This is a genomic window from Holdemanella porci (assembly GCF_019052655.1).
GTDB lineage: Bacteria > Bacillota_I > Bacilli_A > Erysipelotrichales > Erysipelotrichaceae > Holdemanella > Holdemanella hominis.
Window position 1 is genome coordinate 1 of record NZ_JAHQVB010000013.1, and the last position, 20,300, is coordinate 20,300.

A 20,300-nucleotide genomic window follows, 5' to 3' on the forward strand; every position below is an offset into this window, starting at 1 on the left:
TTTCCTGTTCAGTTTTCAAAGATCATCTGCACCTCAGCAGTGCTCATCTATATTACCAAATACTTTTCACTTCGTCAAATGTTTTTTTAATTTTTTTCATATTTTTTTACTGTGTACGCTTACATCTAAAAAACAAAAAATAGAGCCTTTCAACTCTATTTAAAATGCTCATAAGCAATACGATTGATATTTGCCATAACATCGGCACCTTTATCCCCTAAACTCGTTAAAACAACTATACTATATGATGTATTACATTCTACAAAACCAACACTATTTAAAGCATAATCATACATACCATACTTTTGAGGCATACTCAATTGTGTATCCCTATCTAGATATTCACCTGGTTCTGCCTTTTCCATATTTTTAATCAAAACTTTATAGTCTTCTTTATGATCATATAAATAGGTCACCACATCATTCATTGTATTAACCGTTGTAACATTATCCATTGTATAATAATTCTCGCTGATAGAATTTGTATATTTTGTCATTGCTTCCTTATATTCTTTCCAGCCACCAAGATTTTCATATAAAATATGACCCGCATCATTATCAGAGTATATTATTAAATCATTTAAAAGATCACTTAAAGGAACTTGACTACCGATACCATAATTCGAACTAATAACCCCTGCACCCTCATGCATATATCCACTATATGTAAATGTTGAATCTAATGTATACTCACCCTCATTTATTTTATCATAATATAGCATTGCCAATGGTAATTTATAAATACTCGCTGCAATAAACTCATCCTTCTCATTCATACTATATTTAATGTTATGTTCTAAATCTGTGATACAGTATGCTACTTTTTCATGATCAATACCATTCTCTTGAAAATACGCTTCTATATCTTTTGCCAAAGACATATCAATAAATTGACTATTATCTTTATTTTCAACTTCCGTATTTTGATCTTCTCCGATTTCAGATATCCCCTGATATGCCTTTTTCTCAGTGTTCTTCATTTCAACCGCAAATACACATAGTACAATTAATAATGCAGATAATAGAGAAATAATAATAATTTTGTTTTTCTTATCCATGATAGACCCTTCCAAACTATGAAAAAGAGTCTATACAGACTCTTTTATATATTAATGTTTAAAATGACGAACCCCTGTAAATACCATTGCGATGCCATGTTCATTACATTCATCAATTGAAAGTTGATCCTTAATAGATCCACCCGGCTGAATGATTGCAGTCACACCCGCTTTGATAGCTTCTTGAACTGTATCTGGCATTGGGAAGAAAGCATCACTTGCCAATACAGAACCTTTCGCCTTTTCACCAGCCTGTTCAATCGCAATCTTAGCTGCACCAACACGGTTCATTTGTCCTGCACCAACGCCAATTGTCATATCATCTTTTACCAAGACAATCGCATTTGATTTTACATGCTTAACAACTTTCCAACCAAACAACAATTGTTTGATTTCTTCCTCTGTAGGTTTACGGTTTGTCACACATGTTAAATCTTCCTCATTAATTGTATGCTGATCCATCTCTTGAACCAATAGACCATCATTAACATTTGTATATTTTAACGCACTTGAAACAGATAAGCTAGTATCTAATTTCATTAATCGAATATTTTTCTTACGAGTTAAGATTTCCAACGCTTCGTCAGAGAAGTCTGGCGCAATAATGATTTCCAAGAAAATCTTAGATAATTTTTCTGCCAATCCCTTTTCAATCTTTGCGTTCAACGCTACGATACCACCAAAAATCGAAATTGAATCAGCCTCATAAGCTTTATCCCAAGCCGCTTCAATATTTTCACCAATACCAACTCCACATGGATTCATGTGTTTTACACCTACAGCTGCATATTGACCTTCAAAATCTTTTAAGATTTCAATAGCCGCATTTCCATCCTGAATATTGTTGTAAGACAATTCTTTACCATGAAGCTGAGTCGCATTTGCCAAAGAATATTGAGGATTCATTCCTTTATAGAAAGCAGCCTTTTGATGAGGATTTTCACCATAACGCAAGTCTTGAACCTTATCAAAAGTAATTGTCATACTTTCTGGGAATTCTTCATGTGTTTTCTTCGTTAAATAATCTGCGATCATCGCATCATAGCGAGCTGTATGACGGAATACTTTTGCAGCTAAACGCTCACGCGTTTCCAATGTTGTTTCTTGGTTTTCTCTAATTTCTTCAAGAACTTTATCATAATCTTTTGGATCACAAAGAACCGGAATGCTTTGATAGTTTTTAGAAGCACTACGAAGCATACTTGGACCACCAATATCAATATTTTCAATAATTTCTTCGTGTGTTACACCTGGTTTTAATACAGTTTCTTTAAAAGGATATAGATTCACACAAACCAAATCAATATACTCAATTCCTAATTCTTGTAATTGACGTACATGATCTGGGTTTGAACGAACACAAAGTAATGCACCATGAACTTTTGGATGTAAAGTTTTCACACGACCATCCATAATTTCTGGAAAACCAGTCACATCACTGATTCCAATTGGATGAATTCCAGCTGCCTCAAGAGCTTTTTTTGTTCCTCCAGTAGAAATGATTTCATATCCACAATCTACTAATCCTTGTACAAATTCAACTAAACCAGTTTTATCGGATACACTTACTAATGCTCGCTTCATTATTTTTCCTCCTCTATACTTTTTGCGACTTGTTCAATGACTTGCCAGAACAAATCATATTCCATCGCATGTACATGCGATTCTAATGTTTCAAGATCCCAAGATGGGTCGATTGCTACTCTTTCTTGACGAATAATAGGACCTGTATCTACACCTTCGTCTACGAAATGAACTGTAACTCCAGTTTGTGCTACTTTTGCCTCATACGCATCTGCAATACTATGAGCTCCTGGAAATTCAGGTAAATAAGCCGGATGTAAATTGATGATACGATTTGGATAAGCACTCAATAAAGTGTGTCCAATAAAACGCATATATCCACTTAACACAATCAAATCAACCTTTTTTTCTTTTAATACCTCTAAGATTGCCGCTTCATAACCCGCTTTACCATCATATCCCTTTGGATTAAAATAAAACTCTTCTACTCCATGATTATGCGCACGAACTCTAGCATACGCATTTTCTTTATCCGCAATCAAACATGCACAATTCACATGTAAAGAACCATCTTCAATATGTGACAAGATTGTTTCAAAGTTAGTACCTGAACCACTCGCAAATACCGCAATATTTACCATTGGACATCTACCTGCCCTGTTTCAGTTACTTTACCAACCACATAGCTAGGTTCATTGATTTCATTTAAGGCAGCTTGAACTTTTTCAACATCTGCTGGATCTACAGCCATCACAAAGCCAAGTCCCATATTAAATACGTTGTACATTTCTTTCATAGAAATATCTCCATTTTTTTGAATCAAATCAAAAATTGGAGGTTTTGGGAATGCCTTTGTATCAATTTCAACACCCATACCCTCTTTTAACATACGAGGTACATTTTCGTAGAATCCACCACCTGTGATGTGGCTGCAAGCTTTTAATGTAATCCCCGATGCTTTAATATGTTTTAATGCTTTTACATAAATTTTTGTAGGAGCCAATAATGCCTCTCCTAAAGTTTTACCTAATTCATCATAATATGTATTTAATGATTCTTCTGTAATATCAAATACATTACGAACCAATGAGAAACCATTACTGTGAACACCTGTTGAAGGAAGTCCAATCAAGACATCTCCTACATTTAGATCCTTACCAGTAATCATATCTTTTTTATCGCATACACCAACGGCAAAACCTGCTAAATCATAATCTTCTTCTGGCATTAAACCTGGATGTTCTGCAGTTTCTCCACCAATCAAAGCAGCTTCAGATTGTAAACAACCTTCAGACACACCCTTCACAATGTCCGCAATTTTTTCTGGAACATTCTTTCCACATGCGATGTAATCCAAGAAGAACAGTGGTTCTCCACCTGCACATGCGATATCATTCACACACATCGCAACGGCATCAATTCCAATTGTATCATGCTTATTCATAACCATCGCAAGTTTAACTTTTGTACCACAACCATCTGTACCAGAAAGTAATACAGGCTCTTCCATATCTTTAATTTTAGATAATGAGAAAGCGCCAGAGAAACCTCCAAGTCCTCCTAACACTTCTGGGCGCATTGTTTTCTTAACATGCTCCTTAATCAATTCAACAGATTTATATCCTGCCTCTAAACTAACGCCTGCTGCTGCATAATGTTCTGCCATACTCTACTCCTTTACCTCATCTTTATAATCTTGTAAATCTTCTGGATATTCACCTGTACAACAAGCTAAACAGCTTGTTTCAGGCACACACTTTTTAAAGTTTTCAACACTTAAGAAACGCAATGAATCCACCTGGAACAATTGTTCCATATCATCTACTGTATAGTTAAATGCCGCCAAATCTTTTTGTGCCGTTGAGTCCGCTCCATATAAACAAGGATATCTCAACATTGGCGAAGCTATACGTAAATGCACTTCTTTTGCGCCTGCCTCTTTTAATAATTGACAAATTCGACGTGATGTAAAACCTTTCACAACACTATCATCTATTAAATAAACTCTTTTATCTTTAACAACCGAACTGATCGCATTTAAACGAACACGCATACCTTGCATTCTTTGTTGTTCTGTCGGACGAATAAATGTAGAACCAATATAACGGTTTTTAATCAATCCCGTTTCATATGGTACATTCAATGTTCTGGCAAAACTTGCAGCTGCACTTAAAGCTGAATCAGGAACACCAACAACGATATCCGCTTCAATATTCTCTTCTTTAGCTAAATAATAACCACATTGTTTTCTTACTTCATGAACCGTTAAACCATTATGAACGCTATCCGGTCTAGAATAATATACATACTCTAAAGCACAAGCCTTCGTTTCTGCTTCTTCAATAATTTGACTAGACTTCATACCTTCGCAATTGAAACAAATCAATTCACCTGGATTTACTTCACGAATAAATTCTCCACCAAGAATTGGGAACGAACAAGTTTCGCTACTGATACAATATCCTTCATCTACCTTGGCAATATATAAAGAGCGAATACCATGAGGATCTCTTACTACGTACAAACTGTCTTTTGTGACAACCATGAATGTATAAGCACCACTCATCATACGACAAGCTTTCGCAATTTTTTCTTCAAAAGAACCTGGATTCAACTGAATCAAATGTGCTAATAATTCTGAATCACTTGTTCCTTGAAAGATCAATCCTTCATTTTCTAATTTCGTTCTTAAAGAAATCGCATTCGTGATCATCCCACTTGATACAACCGCAAAATATCTTTGGTGACTACGCACCATAATCGGCTGAACATTTTCTAATTGAGAATCATTTTTTGTGGCCATACGAAGTTGACCAATCGCAATATCACCCTCCAAAGAATTTAATGTATCTTGTTTTAAATTCTCAGATAATAATCCTAATCCCTTTTTACAAACAACATTTTCTCTATCACTAACAGCCACACCAACACCATCTTGTCCACGATGCTGAATGGCATGCATTGCTAAATAGATGTTCTGGGCGGCTTGTTCTACATTGAACAAGCCTACGATCCCAGAAGAATCTTGAACTACCTTTTGCATCGTCATTCTACTTCACCTGCTTATGTGTAAAGTAACGAACACCATTTGCGAAAATATCCTGGTCTTTATTTCCAGCAATATTCTGGAACAAGCCTTTTTCATAACGCTCACTGTGACCCATCTTACCAAAGATTTTTCCATCTTCAGAGAAGATACCTTCGATTGCCATACTTGAACCATTCAAGTTGTCTTTTCCATCCATTGTTGGAACACCCTTTTCATTTACATATTGTGTTGCAACCTGACCATTTTCAATCAATTTATTTAATACTTCTTCACTCGCAACAAATTTACCTTCACCATGACTAACAGCAACTGAATATACGCTTCCAGCTTTCATACCTGCAAGCCAAGGAGAAGCATTACTTGTAATACGAGTACGTGCAATATGAGAAACGTGACGATTGATATTATTTCTAAATAATGTTGGATTTTCCGCATCCAATTTTTCAATATCACCATAAGGCAATAATCCAGATTTGATCAATGCCTGGAATCCATTACAGATACCTAAAATCAAACCATCATTTGCACGCATTGTATCAATTGCTTGTGCAATCTTTGGATTTCTTAATACATTCGCAATAAATTTACCTGAACCATCTGGTTCATCACCACTACTAAATCCACCAACAATCATTAAGATTTGTGCTGTACTAATTTCTTTGGCTAAAGTTTCGATACTCTTTTGAATGTTTTCTACAGTTAAGTTATTAAATACAATTTGTTTAACTTCTGCACCAGCACGTTCAAACTTAGCTGTTGTATCAAATTCACAGTTTTGTCCAGGGAAAATAGGAATAATTACTTTTGGTTTTTCCACAACAACCTTAGACATTGGTACTTCTGCATCATTTAATGGAGTTTCTAAAGTATCTTTTCCTTCATCCACGATCATTGGATAAATTTCACTATAACGCTTTGTCCAAGCCTTTAATGCATCTTCAATTTCAACAGTTTCATCATTTAATACAATCTTAGAATCATCATTTAAAATACCAATCAATTCTAAATGTTCATCTTGAATGCTTTCTGTAGCTTCCACGATCATTGAACCCAAATTGAATCCATATACATCTTCTTCTGTGCTGATCGCAACACCAACTTTAGATCCAAATGCCATTTTCGCAATAGTTGCACCTAGGCCACCAAATTTAATTGTGCTTGCCGCAACAATTTTCTTTTCTTGCATTAATTTATGAACCGTTTCAAAATTTTCTTTTAATTGTTCATAATTTGGAACATTATTTTTAACTGGCGTATGCTTTACCAAATATACATAGTCTCCGGGATTTTTAAATGAAGCCGAAACAATATCATCTGTTTTAGCTGTAGTTACCGCAAATGTAATAACTGTTGGAGGTACATGAATATCTTTATACGTTCCACTCATAGAGTCTTTTCCACCAATACTTGGTGTTTCAAATGCCAATTGAGCATCAATCAAACCTAATAAAGCTTCAAATGGTTGTCCCCATTTTTGTGCATCGGCACCTAAACGTTCAAAATATTCCTGATTTGATAAACGACACTTCTTATAGTCAGCACCCAATGCTGTGATACGAGCTAATGCTTCAACAACTGAATAACTAGCACCTAAATATGGAGAATATTTAGATACTTTTGGATCATATCCATATGTCATAACCGAACATGTGTTTGTCATTCCATGCACTGGCAATTTTTGTACAGAACCTTCTTCAGGAGTTAATTGATATTTACCTCCAAAAGGCATCAACACTGTACTCTTACCAATAGAAGCGTCAAACATTTCTGCCAAACCAATTTGACTTGCGACATTCGCATCTTGTAATACTGTATTTAAATCTGAGTTTACTGCATCAAATGGATGTTCATCATATTCATTTTCGCAAACATCAACAATCTGGTGCTGGCGAACACCATTCGTATCCAAGAATGCACGAGACATATCAACAATTGTTTTCCCTCGCCATTTCATGACTAAACGATTTGTATCTGTTACATCTGCAACTTTGATAGCTTCTAAGTTTTCTTTATACGCTTCTTCTTTGAATTTTTCAAAATCCTTAGCCTCGATACATACAGCCATACGCTCTTGTGATTCACTAATAGCTAATTCTGTACCATCTAAGCCTTGATATTTAACTGGAACTGCATCTAAGTTGATATTCAAACCATCTGCAAGTTCACCTACGGCAACACTAACTCCACCTGCTCCAAAGTCATTCGCCTTTTTAATTAATTTTGTACAAGTAGGATTTCTAAATAAACGCTGTAATTTACGTTCAATCAAGGCATTTCCCTTTTGAACTTCACTTGAACATTTTTCCAAACTTGTTTCATTATGTTCTTTACTAGAACCTGTAGCTCCACCGATTCCATCACGACCAGTAGCTCCACCAATCATAACGATAATATCGCCAGCTTCTGGTTTTTCACGTTTAACATGTGATTTAGGAGCCGCACCTACAACAGCACCAACTTCCATACGTTTCGCAACATAGCCATCATCATAAATTTCATCTACGAATGTAGTTGCCAAACCAATTTGGTTACCATAACTTGAATAACCTTGAGCAGCGGTTTTTGAAATCTTAGATTGAGGTAATTTGTGTTCTAATGTTTCACTAATTGGTTTTGTGATATCTCCAGCCCCTGTAATACGCATAGCTTGATATACATAGCTACGTCCTGATAATGGATCACGAATAGCTCCACCAATACATGTACTTGCTCCACCAAATGGTTCAATTTCTGTTGGGTGGTTATGTGTTTCATTTTTAAACATCAACAACCATTGTTCATCTTTTCCATCTACATCCACTGTAATTTCTACACTGCAAGCATTGATTTCATCGGTAATCTCCATATCATCAAGTTTACCTTGTTTACGAAGATACTTGCCGGCGATAGTAGCCATGTCCATCAATGTTTTTTCTTTACGATTTCCATGAACTTCCTGACGTAATTTTAAATATTTATCATAAGAAGCCTGTAACTCATCTGACAATGTATCCAAATGGAAATGTACATCATCTAATACAGTTTCAAAAGTAGTATGACGGCAGTGATCTGACCAATATGTGTCTAGAACACGAAGTTCAGTCATTGTGCAATCTCTTTTTTCTTCCTTTTCAAAATAACGTTGAACATGCTCAATGTCCGCTTGAGACATGGCCAACCCTAAAGTCTGACGTAAAGAATCTAATTCTTCTTTCGTCTTTGTTGTAAATCCTTCTAATACAGGAACATCTTTTACTTCAACGTCCTGATCATCTACTAATACAGAAAGGTCTTTAACGCGCGCTTCAACAGGGTTAACAATATAATGTGTAATTTTATTAAGTGTTTCTTCATCTACTGGGTTTGTGAACACTAATAAAGTCCCTGAATGAATACGTACTGTTTGTTTGTTGTTCAAAAGCATCAAACATTGCATTGCACTGTCTGCTCTTTGATCATATTGACCTGGCAAAAATTCATATGCCAAATATGATTTACCTGTTAAATCTACAGAATCATATACATCATCTGTAACAACTTCGCTACAAACATTTTTCTTCAATAATTCAATATCATTTTCGTCGGCATCAAAAATATCATATAAATTGTATTTTGTAAGACCAAAATTTTCTTTTAAAGATAAAGATTGTCTTAATTCAGCAGCTAACGATTCACTTTCAACTTGAAACTGTTCTTTTTTATGAACAAAAATACGAGTATCCATTTCTTTCTCCTTATTCAACAATTGACTGTTCTAATACTTTTTGTGCTTGTTCTTTTTTAAACGCAACAATTTTATCCTGTAATGACTTATCATTTAGCCCAATCATCTGGCAAGCTAAAATAGCTGCGTTTCTTGCCCCTGATTTTCCAATTGCGACAGTCGCAACAGGAACACCTTGAGGCATTTGTACTGTCGATAATAATGAATCCAATCCACCTAAAGCAGATGTCTGAATAGGGATTCCAATAACTGGCAACGGTGTAGAGCTAGCTAAAACTCCAGCTAAATGTGCTGCTCCTCCAGCTGCCGCAATAATAACCTGAATTCCACGTTCACACGCTGTTTTTGACAATTCCAAAACCGCTTCCGGCGTACGGTGAGCACTTAACACACGAACTTCATAGCCAACTTGAAAATCGTCTAATTGTTTCATGCAGCCTTCCATACTAGGTAAGTCTGAACGAGAACCCATCACAATTAAAACACGCTTTGTTTCCATAAATGACCTTCCTTTCAAAACAAAAAAAGCGCACCTATAGTAGGCACGCTTAAAAAAGCAATTCTTCTCTATCAATTGTGGTAAATCTTCTTAAGACCATAAGTAAGACCTCCAAAATCAGAAAAACACTTCTGCAATATTATAATACCTAAAATCAACTCAAATGACAACCTATATTTCATGAAAGTTATGCTCTAGGCATAAACAATTTATATTTTCTTAAATCAAATATATAAAATTTCTCCCCATACAAGAAAATCCTGCACCAACATTAAGTTAGTACAGGACTATATTTTGCCCTAATATCCATTAGGATACATCATATGTTATTTATTCACAATATAAGCCGTCGCAATGGATTGAGCCCAATTATAAATAGATGTTGTATGCATTCCTTTGATATTCTTGTTTCTTAAGCAATATGTCTTAGTAGAGTCTACAGGTAAATAACCACACAATTCACTTTGTCGAACTAAAGCATTATGATAATTCTCTTTAGATACATCATTATCGGATGTATACATACCAGCATCTAGATAAGCATCTAGTTGTTCATCACTCAAACGACCAAAGTTATTTGTAGCACCTGTTCTTAAAATAAAGTTAATGCCTGTATCATCTGGTGAGCCATAAGAGAAACCTAGATATGTTGCATCCCAACTATCTGTTTGAGCATCATCCTGCACAGTATTGATGACCGTATTAAATTCAACTGTATTGGCTTTAAAATCAATTCCAATCGCATTTAAGCATTTCTGTAAAACCGGAATCAAAGAATCCAAAGAATCCTTATCTTTATTTGCCAAGAAACGAACCGTTAATTTTTCACCATCTTTATAACGATATCCATCATCTGCCAATGTATATCCTGCATCTTCTAAGATTTGGTTTGCCTTTTCAACATCATAATCATAATAAGTGACACCATCTACTTTTTCTTCATTACGAATCATTTTTCCATTATTTAAAGAAACAGGATTCCCAAAAGTACCAGGCTTATAAGCCATACCATCAATTTGATAGTAATTATCAATATATTCTTGCGTATTAAATCCATATCCGATAGCTTTTCTTACCGCAGCATCACTACAAGCTCCCACATAAGAGTTAAAGATAATAAAACTTTCACGATCACTCGGATAAGAATCAACAGATAAACTTTTATTTTTTTGTACAGATTTAATTTTATTTGCCTCAATCACATCCGGAATATAGTCCACTGTTCCATTTTCCAATTCTTTGACTTCTGTTGAAGTATCAGTCTTTTTAATCATAATCTTAGAAATTTGATACTGTCCTTTTTTCGCCTTAAACTTTGAATTTGAAACTAAACTAGCTCCACTTGTCTTCTCAAACTTCTTTAACACATAAGCGCCCGTTCCAATTGGCTTACTATTCTTCTTTTCAATACTTTCTGTTTTTCCTTTTTTATAATTTAAATATTCTGAACTACAAATCTTCTGTGTTCCAAGTGTAGAAACCGCATCAATTCTAGGCTTATCCAAATGGAAAACAACTGTATAATTATCTGGTGTTTCAACTCCAGTAAAGCTAGATGCATCTGCATCATGATATTCACTATAACCATCTAAAAAATCAACGTTGTTCGCAAAACGACCTGTATAGCTTGGATCGGCCATAATGGTAAATGTTGTCTGCACATCTTTTGAAGTAAACTTGGATCCATCACTAAAATGGATGCCTTTCTTTAATTTAAAAGTCATTGTCTTGCCATCTTCACTGATTTCAGGTAAGGACTTAGCCAAATCTGCAACTAACTCTCCTTTTTTGTTGTATTTCAACAACCCTTGATAAACCAAATCAACGACATAAGAATCATTTGTCGTTTGGTAATACATGGGCGAAAAAGTTCCGTTCATTTCTGAACTCAACCCAACTGTCAACACTTGATCATTACCTGCAGCTTTTGCGCTACATCCACACATCAATAAAGCCATTCCACATGCTAATAAATTTTTATACATTCTCTTTTACCTCCTAATTATTTATTCTTTGTACCACCACCAGTCAGCTAACACTTTTCATCACTCTCCTTATAAATAAAAAATCCTGCATCAAATTAAAAATTTGACACAGGACAGAATATCAAAATAATCTGCGGTACCACCTGAATTGGTATACTTATACCCACCTCTAGAATGCCATCACATTCGATCCATTTAACGCACGGAACACGTCGCAGCTACTCAGAAACACTTTTCACCTTGCCCTTGAAAGTCCATTTGCTAAGTCGTAATAATCTAGCTTCCACCCTGACTAGAATCTCTTTGTATCCGGTCCTTAGTTTGATCTCTTTCGCATAGGTTGTCTATAGGATACACCAAATAAAATCTATTTTCAACATTTTTTCAAATTATTTACATTTTTTTCAAGAAAAAGAGATATGTCTCCATATCCCTTTCGTATTAATCGTCAATATAAGCTGTAGCCATTGATTGTGACCAAATAAATGTAGAAGATGTATTCAAACCTTTTACTTTCTTATTACGTAAACAATACGTTTGTACACCATCTGTTGGTAAGTATGCACATAGTTCTGCTTGACGAACATAAGCCTTTAAGTAAGCAGCAGCTGAAGCTTCTTTATCAGCTGTATAAGCACCTGCAGCTAAGTATGAATCTAATTCATCATCTTTTAAACGAGCAAAGTTATTTACACCTTGTGATTGAATAAAGTAATCAACGCCTGTATCTTCAGGGCTTGTAAAAGAGTTTCCTAAATAAGATACATCCCAATCACCAACAGCTGAATCATCACCTACAGTTGAAATAACTGTATTAAATTCCATTGTGTTTGCCTTGAAGTCGACACCAAGTTCGCCCCATTGTTTTTGTAACATAGGAATCATTGTATCCATCGCATCTTTTTCTTTTACAGCCAAGAACTTAATGCTTAATTTTTGACCATTCTTTTCACGAATACCATCACTACCAACAGTCCATCCCGCATCGTCTAAAATTTGTTTTGCCTTTTCTACATCATAATCATAATAAGTAGCCCCATCAACTTTTTCTTCACCACGAACATATGCACTATTTTCGCCAGATACTGGGTTACCAAACAAGCCTGGTACATATGCCAATTTGGCATCTTTATCATCTAATTTATAATAGCTTGCGATATAGGCTTCACGATCAAATCCATAAGCCAAAGCTTGACGTACTGCCTGATCTTGACATGCCCCTGCAGCTGTATTCATAAACAAGAAGTCTTCACGATCACTTGGATAAGAATCCATAGTCAAACCTTTATCTTTGTCTTTGGCTACTGTGTTGATTTTATTCGCATCTACTACATCTGGAATATAATCGACAGTTCCATTTTCTAATTCTTTGATTTCAGTCGAAGTCTCCGTTTTCTTGATCATAATCTTAGAAATCTGATATTCTCCATCTTTGGCTTCAAAATTTTCATTTCGATCCAATGAAGCTCCCTCTGTTTTAGAGAATGATTTTAATTTATAAGGACCTGTTCCAATAGGATTACTATTGTTCTTTTCAACATTCGAAGTTTTTCCCTTCTTATACTTCAATGTTTTTACACTACAAATTTTTTGTGTTCCCAAAGTCGATTCTGCATCGATTTTTGGTTTAGACATGCGGAATACAACGGTATAATCATCCGGTGTTTCAATACCTGAGACATCTTTGGCATCTCCATCATGATATTCGCTATATCCATTTAAGAAATCAACATTACTTGAAAAACGTCCTGTATAGCTTGGATCGGCCATAACGCTAAACGTTGCCTTTACATCTTTTGAAGTAAATTTAGATCCATCACTGAATTTAACACCTTTCTTCAATTTAAATGTCATTGTTGTTCCATCATCACTAATAGTAGGTAGTTCCTCTGCTAATTCTGGAACTAAATTGGCATCCTTGTCATATGCCAATAATCCTTGATATACCAAGTTAACTACATTGTGATCGTTTACCGTTTGATAATACATGGGAGAAAAATCTCCATTCATTTCTGTAAACAATCCAACTGTTAATGTTTGTTCTTTACCAGAACCTGATCCACCTGCAGAACATCCTGCAAGTACAAATGCCATGCCTAGGGCACATACACTTCTCTTATTCATAATTCTTCCTCTTCTCTTTTATGTAAATCATTATAATATTTTCTGTAACTATTTCAATTACTTTTTCATTTAATTTCTGTAACAATATAATTTATTTTATATAAAAGAAAAAAGCCTATCTTTTATGATAAGCTTCATATAATTCATTCTTTTTGCAAGCCATTTCTTTAGCAACTAAACCAATAGCTTCTTTTGTACGCATTCCAGATTCAATATATTCATCCACTTTCGTAATGGCTGTATACATATCAAATACAACGTCATCTTGTTTAAAGCCATCCATGACAATAACCATTTCACCTTTACAAGTAGCCGCTACCTCTAACACTTCTTCAATCGTTCCACGAATATATTCTTCGTGCACTTTTGTAAGTTCTCTAGCTAAACACATTTGACGATTTCCCAATACTTCCAACATATCTTGTAAAGTATCCTCAATACGATGAGGTGCTTCATAGAAAATAGTTGTATAAGGAATTGTTTTGATTTCTTCTAGCTGTTTCTTTCTTTTTGAACTCTTATTGTCTAAAAAGCCATAGAACAAATAGTGATAACAACTCAATCCGCTCGCAACCATTGCATTCATAGCCGCGTTGGCACCTGAAACAGAAACCACATTAAATCCATGCGAAATGGTTTCTTGAACTAATTTCTGTCCTGGATCTGAAACCAAAGGGTAGCCTGCATCGGAAACTACCGCAATATTTTCGCCATTTTCTAATCGTTCAATGATTTTAGGAATACTGACCTGTTGATTATGTTCATGATGCGACATCAACATTGTATCAATTCCATATGCCATTAAAAGTTTTTTTGTGTTACGCGTATCCTCAGCTGCAATGACACTCACTTCTTTTAAAATATCCAAAGCTCTAGGTGTCATTTCCTGCAAGTTTCCAATAGGTGTAGGAACCAAATACAATGTGGAAACATCCGATTCAAAACTCTTCTGTCTAATCATTATTTAATTCCTTGTCTGGCCACAATTCTTTGAAATCCACAAACAAGACTTCTTCTTTGTTCTCTAACTTAGCCTGTTTTTGAAGAACGTTCATACTTGAAATACGATACTTCTTGTCTTTATATGCCACAGTTGAATTGATTTTTGGCAAATCCTTGCGCATTCTTGTATATTCTTCATTTTCAAAACGTAAACAACACATTAGTTTTCCACACTGTCCACTCAACTTTTGAATATTCAATGCCAACAACTGGTTTTTAGCCATATTGATTGATACCGTATCAAAATCTGACATGAATCTTGAGCAGCAGCACTCCATACCGCAGTTTCCAATTCCACCGACAATTTTAGCCTTGTTTCTTGGACCCACTTGTCTTAATTCTATACGACAATGTAAGTGTTGTGCTAGATCTTTCAATAGTTGTCTAAAATCTACACGATCATCAGATACATATGTAAAAATAACTTTTGTACGATCCAATGTATATTCAGAACTAATCAAATGCATATCCAACTTCAAATTTGCGACACACTCGTGACAAATCTTCATAGCTTCTTTAGCTCTTTCTACATTTTCCTCTTTACACTTAATATCTTCGGGTGTTGCCTTACGCAATACCGGCTTGATATCTCCTTTTACTTTGGAAGCATCAAAATCAACGGTAGGGACACAAACCTTTCCTAATTCTTGTCCACGTACCGTTTCTACAACAACGATATCATTTGTATAGTATTTTACATTTGACCCGAAAGTGTAGGCTTTTTTTGATTCTTCAAACTGAATATAAACAATATATTTATATGTTACCTTTCCTTCTGTATTCACTAAATCACAGCCTTCCTAATATCATAATAAAGCTTATCCATAAATAAACCTAAATCGACTGGTCGATATAACATATCCATATTCTCAATCAAAATCGAATATAGTTTTACTTTTTTTTCTAAAGGTAAATTTACCCTATCATTTTTTACATAGAATAAAACCCATTGAATCCACAATTGTATCCAATCCTTATTCATGTGTTCAGACTTACTCATAAATACACTTGTCTGCATCTTTTCAATTTGTGCAAAAGAAGATGCATGCTCAATATATTCAAGTGCAACTTGTTTTAACTCTTCAAAATCAGGCAAAGACAACAATTCAATAGCCTTATCATACGTATATCCAGATTCAGCCAACATCTTTGCGTTTTCTTCACTTGTATTTTCAAGCAACAAGTGTTCACAGCTTTCCGGCTTAAAAAAAATAGCCTGACATCTAGATTGAATAGTCGGTAATACATTAGATTTTTCATCCGCAATTAATATACCATAAATCCCTTCACTTGGCTCCTCTAAAAACTTCAACAAGCTATTTGAAGCATCTGGCGTAGCCTTATCATAATGATCTAGAATATAGATTCTAGCATTTTGTTTTCCTGCACTCGTTGATTCAAAAAATGCCTGTAAATCCACTATATCTTTCTTTTTAATACGATCATTCGATACAATCATGTAATCTAAAGATTCTTCATTCTCTATCCGCTTACAGCTTTCACATTCTTGACACGCAAAACCATCAAAATCTGTATGTTCGCACACAATACTTTGGACAAATAAGATGGCTGTTTCTAATTTACTTGAACCTTTTGGTCCGTGAAATAAATAGGCATTCGCAACTTTTTTATTTTTTAAAGCATTTGACAATGTCTGATAAACGATTGGCTGTGCCTTTTTTAGATACTCTTTATTCATATTCTTTGATTACCTTTAAGACACGTTCCATGGCACTTTTTAAAACCTCTTCCTTACAAGGCTCGGCATCAATCACTTCAATACGCTCTGGATACATGGATACTAATGTTTCATAACCTTGACGCACAGCTTTATGGAATGAACTTTCTTCTTGGTCCAAACGATTCAAGTCGCCACGAAGATTCATACGTTTTTTACCCGTTTCTACACTAACGGATAAAAATAGAGTCTTTTCAGGCATACATCCATCAATCGCAAACTGATTGATATCCCATACTTCTTTTAAACCTATTCCTCGTGCAATTCCTTGGTATGCCAAACTTGAATCAATGAAGCGATCACACAATACGATCTTCTTATTTTCCAATGCTGGAAGAACAACTTCTTTTAAATGTTGTCTACGACTTGCCGCATATAATAATGCTTCTGTACGATCATCCATTTCTGTATTGTTTACATCTAATAATATATTACGAATGGATTCAGCAATCTTGCTTCCGCCTGGCTCACGAGTATAAATGCAGTCGTATCCCATTTTGATCAATTCTTCTTGTACCGCTTTACATACGGTTGTTTTTCCTGATCCATCATTTCCTTCAAATGTTATAAATACACCTTGTTTCATATTTTTCCTCACCATATATATTCAATAATTATTATTTTCTAATATCTATTTCTCATTTAAACATAGCGTTCTTCGGTTTTCAAGTGATTATTAATATCATATTTTACGGTTTTCAACTATATTCAGACATCAAAAAATACAGTTTTCAAAAAAATACCCATAAGAATTCAACTTATGGGTATTTCTTAATTATAATGTTTTTCCTGTCAACATTGTGTAAGCTTGAAGATATTTTTCAATAGTCTTATCCACAATCTCTTGAGGAAGTGTCCAGTCATTACCTGGATTTGCCTTTAGCCAGTCACGCGCAAATTGTTTGTCAAATGATGGTTGCGAATGACCCGCTTCATATCCATCTGCAGGCCAGAAACGAGAACTATCAGGAGTTAACATTTCATCGCCAATAACGATATTACCATTTTCGTCTAAACCAAATTCAAATTTTGTATCCGCAATAATAATCCCTTTGCTTAAAGCATATTCAGCACATTTTTTATATAAAGCGATTGTACAATCTTTGATCTTAGTTGCATATTCTTCACCATGTCCTGGGAAGTGTTTTTCTAAGTGCGCAATACTTTGTTCAAAAGAAATGTTTTCATCATGATCACCAATTTCAGCCTTTGTACTAGGTGTATAAATTGGTTCTGGAAGTTTTTGTGATTCTTGTAATCCTTCTGGAAGTTCAATACCACAAACCTTTCCTGTTTCTTGGTAGCTAGCCCATCCACTACCTGTGATGTAACCACGAACAATACATTCGATTGGAAGCATGTTCAATTTACGGCATAACATTGATTTTCCTTCAAATTTTTCTTGTTGGAAATATTCCGGCATATCCTTTGTATCCACACTAATCATGTGGTTTGGTAAGATATCTCTTGTGTAGTCAAACCAGAATTTTGACATCTGCGTTAAAACAGTTCCTTTTTTTGTCACCTCATTGTTTAGAATTACATCAAAACAACTGATACGATCTGTCGCAACCATAATAAGGTTGTCTTTATTGTCGTAAATCTCACGTACTTTTCCTTCTTTAATTGGTTTTAATTCCTGCATCTCGAATCTCCTTTTCTGCGTACAAGACAAAGATACAACTAAAACAAATTTAACACAATATCAAAATAAGGAAATCCTAAGATTTCCTTACAAATTTTTAACATTTAATGCACGAATCGCATTTAATACGGCAATGATCATAACGCCAACGTCCGCAAAAATCGCAAGCCACATATTCGCAATACCAATGGCACCTAAAATCAAACAAACGAGTTTAATACCAATCGCAAAATAAATATTCTCATATACAATATGAATACACTTCTTTGCGATCTTAATGGCTTTAGAAATCTTTAATGGATCATCATCCATCAAAACAATATCTGCCGCCTCAATGGCTGCATCACTGCCTAACGCACCCATCGCAATACCAATATCGGCTCTTGATAATACAGGAGCATCATTGATTCCATCTCCAACAAAGGCAAGATTTTCTTTTGGCTGTTTTAAAGATAATAGTTCTTCAACTTTATTCACCTTATCTTGAGGCAACAATTCCGAATACACTTTATCAATATGTAATTCAGAAGCCACTTTATCTGCCACACTTTTTACATCCCCAGTCAACATGACTGTTTGTTTAATGCCAGCCTTCTTTAATGCTTCAATAGCCTCTTTGGCATGTGGCTTCAACATATCCGAAATCACAATGTGACCTGCATATTTGCCATCAATAGCCATATGTACAATGGTTCCTACAGAATGGCATTCTTGATAAGGAATATTATACATCTTCATTAATTTATCATTACCTGCAAGTACTTGCACTCCATCAATTACAGATTTAACACCATGACCACTTATTTCTTCTACATTTTCAATACGAGATTTATCGATTGTATTCCCATACGCCTTTAATAAACTTTTAGAAATAGGATGCGTCGAATAACTTTCAGCCATTGCCGCATACTCTAATAATTTCTCTTCTGGAATAGTCGCATGATGAATGCCTGCCACCTCAAATACACCTTGTGTCATTGTACCTGTTTTATCAAATACAACATATTTACAGGATGCCAAAGCCTCTAAATAGTTGGATCCTTTAACCAAAACGCCCTGATTGCTGGCACCACCAATTCCGGCAAAGAAACTCAAAGGAATACTAATCACCAATGCACATGGACAAGAAATAACTAAGAATGTTAAGGCACGATATAGCCATGTACCAAAGTCAGCAGGATTTGATATAATCAAATTGAATACAGGTGGAAGTAAAAACAATGCCAAAGCACTATAACATACGACTGGCGTATAAATTCTCGCAAAACGTGAAATAAACGCTTCTGAACGAGATTTCTTACTTGACGCATTTTCAACCAAATCCAAAATTTTTGATACAGTGGATTCCCCAAATTCTTTTGTTGTCTTAATTTTTAATAAGCCAGTCATATTGATGCAGCCACTGATTACTTTATCATTTTCACTGACTTCTCTAGGCAAGCTTTCCCCTGTTAAAGCCGCTGTATTTAGAGTAGAACTTCCTTCAACCACAATTCCATCAATAGCTACTTTTTCACCAGGCTTAACCACAATGATTGTACCGATTTCAACTTCATCTGGATCTACCTGTTCAAGATTTCCATCCTCATCTTCAACATTGGCATAATCCGGACGAATATCCATTAATTCCGTAATGTTTTTGCGACTCTTACCTACCGCATAACTCTGGAACCATTCCCCAATCTGATAGAACAACATAACAGCTGTTGCTTCATCAAAAGATTTCAAACCAATAGCGCCTACTGTTGCGACAGCCATCAAAAAATTCTCATCAAATACCTGACGATTTCTAATTCCTTTAAAAGCCTTAAGAAGAATATCATAACCAATTTCTAGATAGGCCACTAGAAACAAAGGAATTTCAATATATTCAGGTAGTTTTGCGACCTTAATCATAATAAAAAGAATACTCGCAACAATAATTCGCTTTAACATCTGCTTCTGTTTCTTGTTCATACTTATCTCTACCTCTC

General features: G+C 35.0%; 15 protein-coding genes. All 15 read right to left on the minus strand.

The genetic code is table 11. The features are described from left to right. Positions 1-155 precede the first annotated feature (155 nt). The 15 genes from KTQ83_RS03960 to KTQ83_RS04030 all read right to left on the minus strand — a co-directional run bounded on the left by KTQ83_RS03960 (position 156) and on the right by KTQ83_RS04030 (position 20,283). Complete coding sequence (locus tag KTQ83_RS03960; protein WP_117926478.1) at positions 156-1,058, minus strand: serine hydrolase; 903 nt, start codon at positions 1,056-1,058, stop codon at positions 156-158. A gap of 51 nt (positions 1,059-1,109) precedes the next feature. Next, entirely contained in the window at positions 1,110-2,642 is a 1,533-nt protein-coding gene (gene purH / locus KTQ83_RS03965; RefSeq protein ID WP_217256066.1) for a bifunctional phosphoribosylaminoimidazolecarboxamide formyltransferase/IMP cyclohydrolase, read from the minus strand. Next, positions 2,642-3,223, minus strand: a complete 582-nt coding sequence (purN, locus tag KTQ83_RS03970; protein WP_117926476.1) for a phosphoribosylglycinamide formyltransferase — start codon at positions 3,221-3,223, stop codon at positions 2,642-2,644. The genes purH and purN overlap by 1 nt, the downstream gene beginning before the upstream one ends. Further along, positions 3,217-4,248 carry a phosphoribosylformylglycinamidine cyclo-ligase gene (gene purM, locus KTQ83_RS03975; protein ID WP_186998552.1) on the minus strand — a complete coding sequence of 344 codons (1,032 nt, stop codon included), beginning with the start codon at positions 4,246-4,248 and terminating at the stop codon, positions 3,217-3,219. Before purM ends, purN begins: the two co-directional genes overlap by 7 nt. Positions 4,249-4,251: 3 nt before the next feature. Continuing rightward, positions 4,252-5,631, minus strand: a complete 1,380-nt coding sequence (purF, locus tag KTQ83_RS03980; RefSeq protein WP_117926474.1) for an amidophosphoribosyltransferase — start codon at positions 5,629-5,631, stop codon at positions 4,252-4,254. Between the two features lies 1 nt (position 5,632). Further along, positions 5,633-9,334: a phosphoribosylformylglycinamidine synthase gene (locus tag KTQ83_RS03985; protein ID WP_217256067.1), complete on the minus strand. Its 3,702-nt coding sequence runs from the start codon at positions 9,332-9,334 to the stop codon at positions 5,633-5,635. 10 nt (positions 9,335-9,344) lie between these two features. Continuing rightward, a complete protein-coding gene (purE, locus tag KTQ83_RS03990) occupies positions 9,345-9,833 on the minus strand; it encodes a 5-(carboxyamino)imidazole ribonucleotide mutase (RefSeq protein WP_117926472.1) in 489 nt (162 codons plus the stop codon). A gap of 326 nt (positions 9,834-10,159) precedes the next feature. Then, a complete protein-coding gene (locus tag KTQ83_RS03995; RefSeq protein ID WP_217256068.1) occupies positions 10,160-11,818 on the minus strand; it encodes an ABC transporter substrate-binding protein in 1,659 nt (552 codons plus the stop codon). Between the two features lie 441 nt (positions 11,819-12,259). Next, positions 12,260-13,942 carry an ABC transporter substrate-binding protein gene (locus KTQ83_RS04000; protein WP_217256069.1) on the minus strand — a complete coding sequence of 561 codons (1,683 nt, stop codon included), beginning with the start codon at positions 13,940-13,942 and terminating at the stop codon, positions 12,260-12,262. Between the two features lie 115 nt (positions 13,943-14,057). Then, complete coding sequence (gene rsmI, locus KTQ83_RS04005) at positions 14,058-14,903, minus strand: 16S rRNA (cytidine(1402)-2'-O)-methyltransferase (RefSeq protein WP_217256070.1); 846 nt, start codon at positions 14,901-14,903, stop codon at positions 14,058-14,060. Then, the gene (gene ricT, locus KTQ83_RS04010) at positions 14,896-15,729 is read right to left on the minus strand and encodes a regulatory iron-sulfur-containing complex subunit RicT (protein WP_117925771.1); all 834 of its coding nucleotides are present in this window, start codon (positions 15,727-15,729) and stop codon (positions 14,896-14,898) included. Before ricT ends, rsmI begins: the two co-directional genes overlap by 8 nt. Beyond that, positions 15,729-16,643, minus strand: a complete 915-nt coding sequence (locus tag KTQ83_RS04015; protein WP_217256071.1) for a DNA polymerase III subunit — start codon at positions 16,641-16,643, stop codon at positions 15,729-15,731. Before KTQ83_RS04015 ends, ricT begins: the two co-directional genes overlap by 1 nt. Next, positions 16,636-17,268 carry a dTMP kinase gene (gene tmk, locus KTQ83_RS04020; RefSeq protein WP_217256072.1) on the minus strand — a complete coding sequence of 211 codons (633 nt, stop codon included), beginning with the start codon at positions 17,266-17,268 and terminating at the stop codon, positions 16,636-16,638. Before tmk ends, KTQ83_RS04015 begins: the two co-directional genes overlap by 8 nt. A gap of 189 nt (positions 17,269-17,457) precedes the next feature. Then, positions 17,458-18,327 carry a phosphoribosylaminoimidazolesuccinocarboxamide synthase gene (locus KTQ83_RS04025; RefSeq protein ID WP_117925765.1) on the minus strand — a complete coding sequence of 290 codons (870 nt, stop codon included), beginning with the start codon at positions 18,325-18,327 and terminating at the stop codon, positions 17,458-17,460. An 87-nt stretch (positions 18,328-18,414) separates the two neighbouring features. After that, positions 18,415-20,283, minus strand: coding sequence for a heavy metal translocating P-type ATPase (locus KTQ83_RS04030; protein WP_217256073.1), 1,869 nt, complete (start codon positions 20,281-20,283; stop codon positions 18,415-18,417). Positions 20,284-20,300 lie beyond the last annotated feature (17 nt).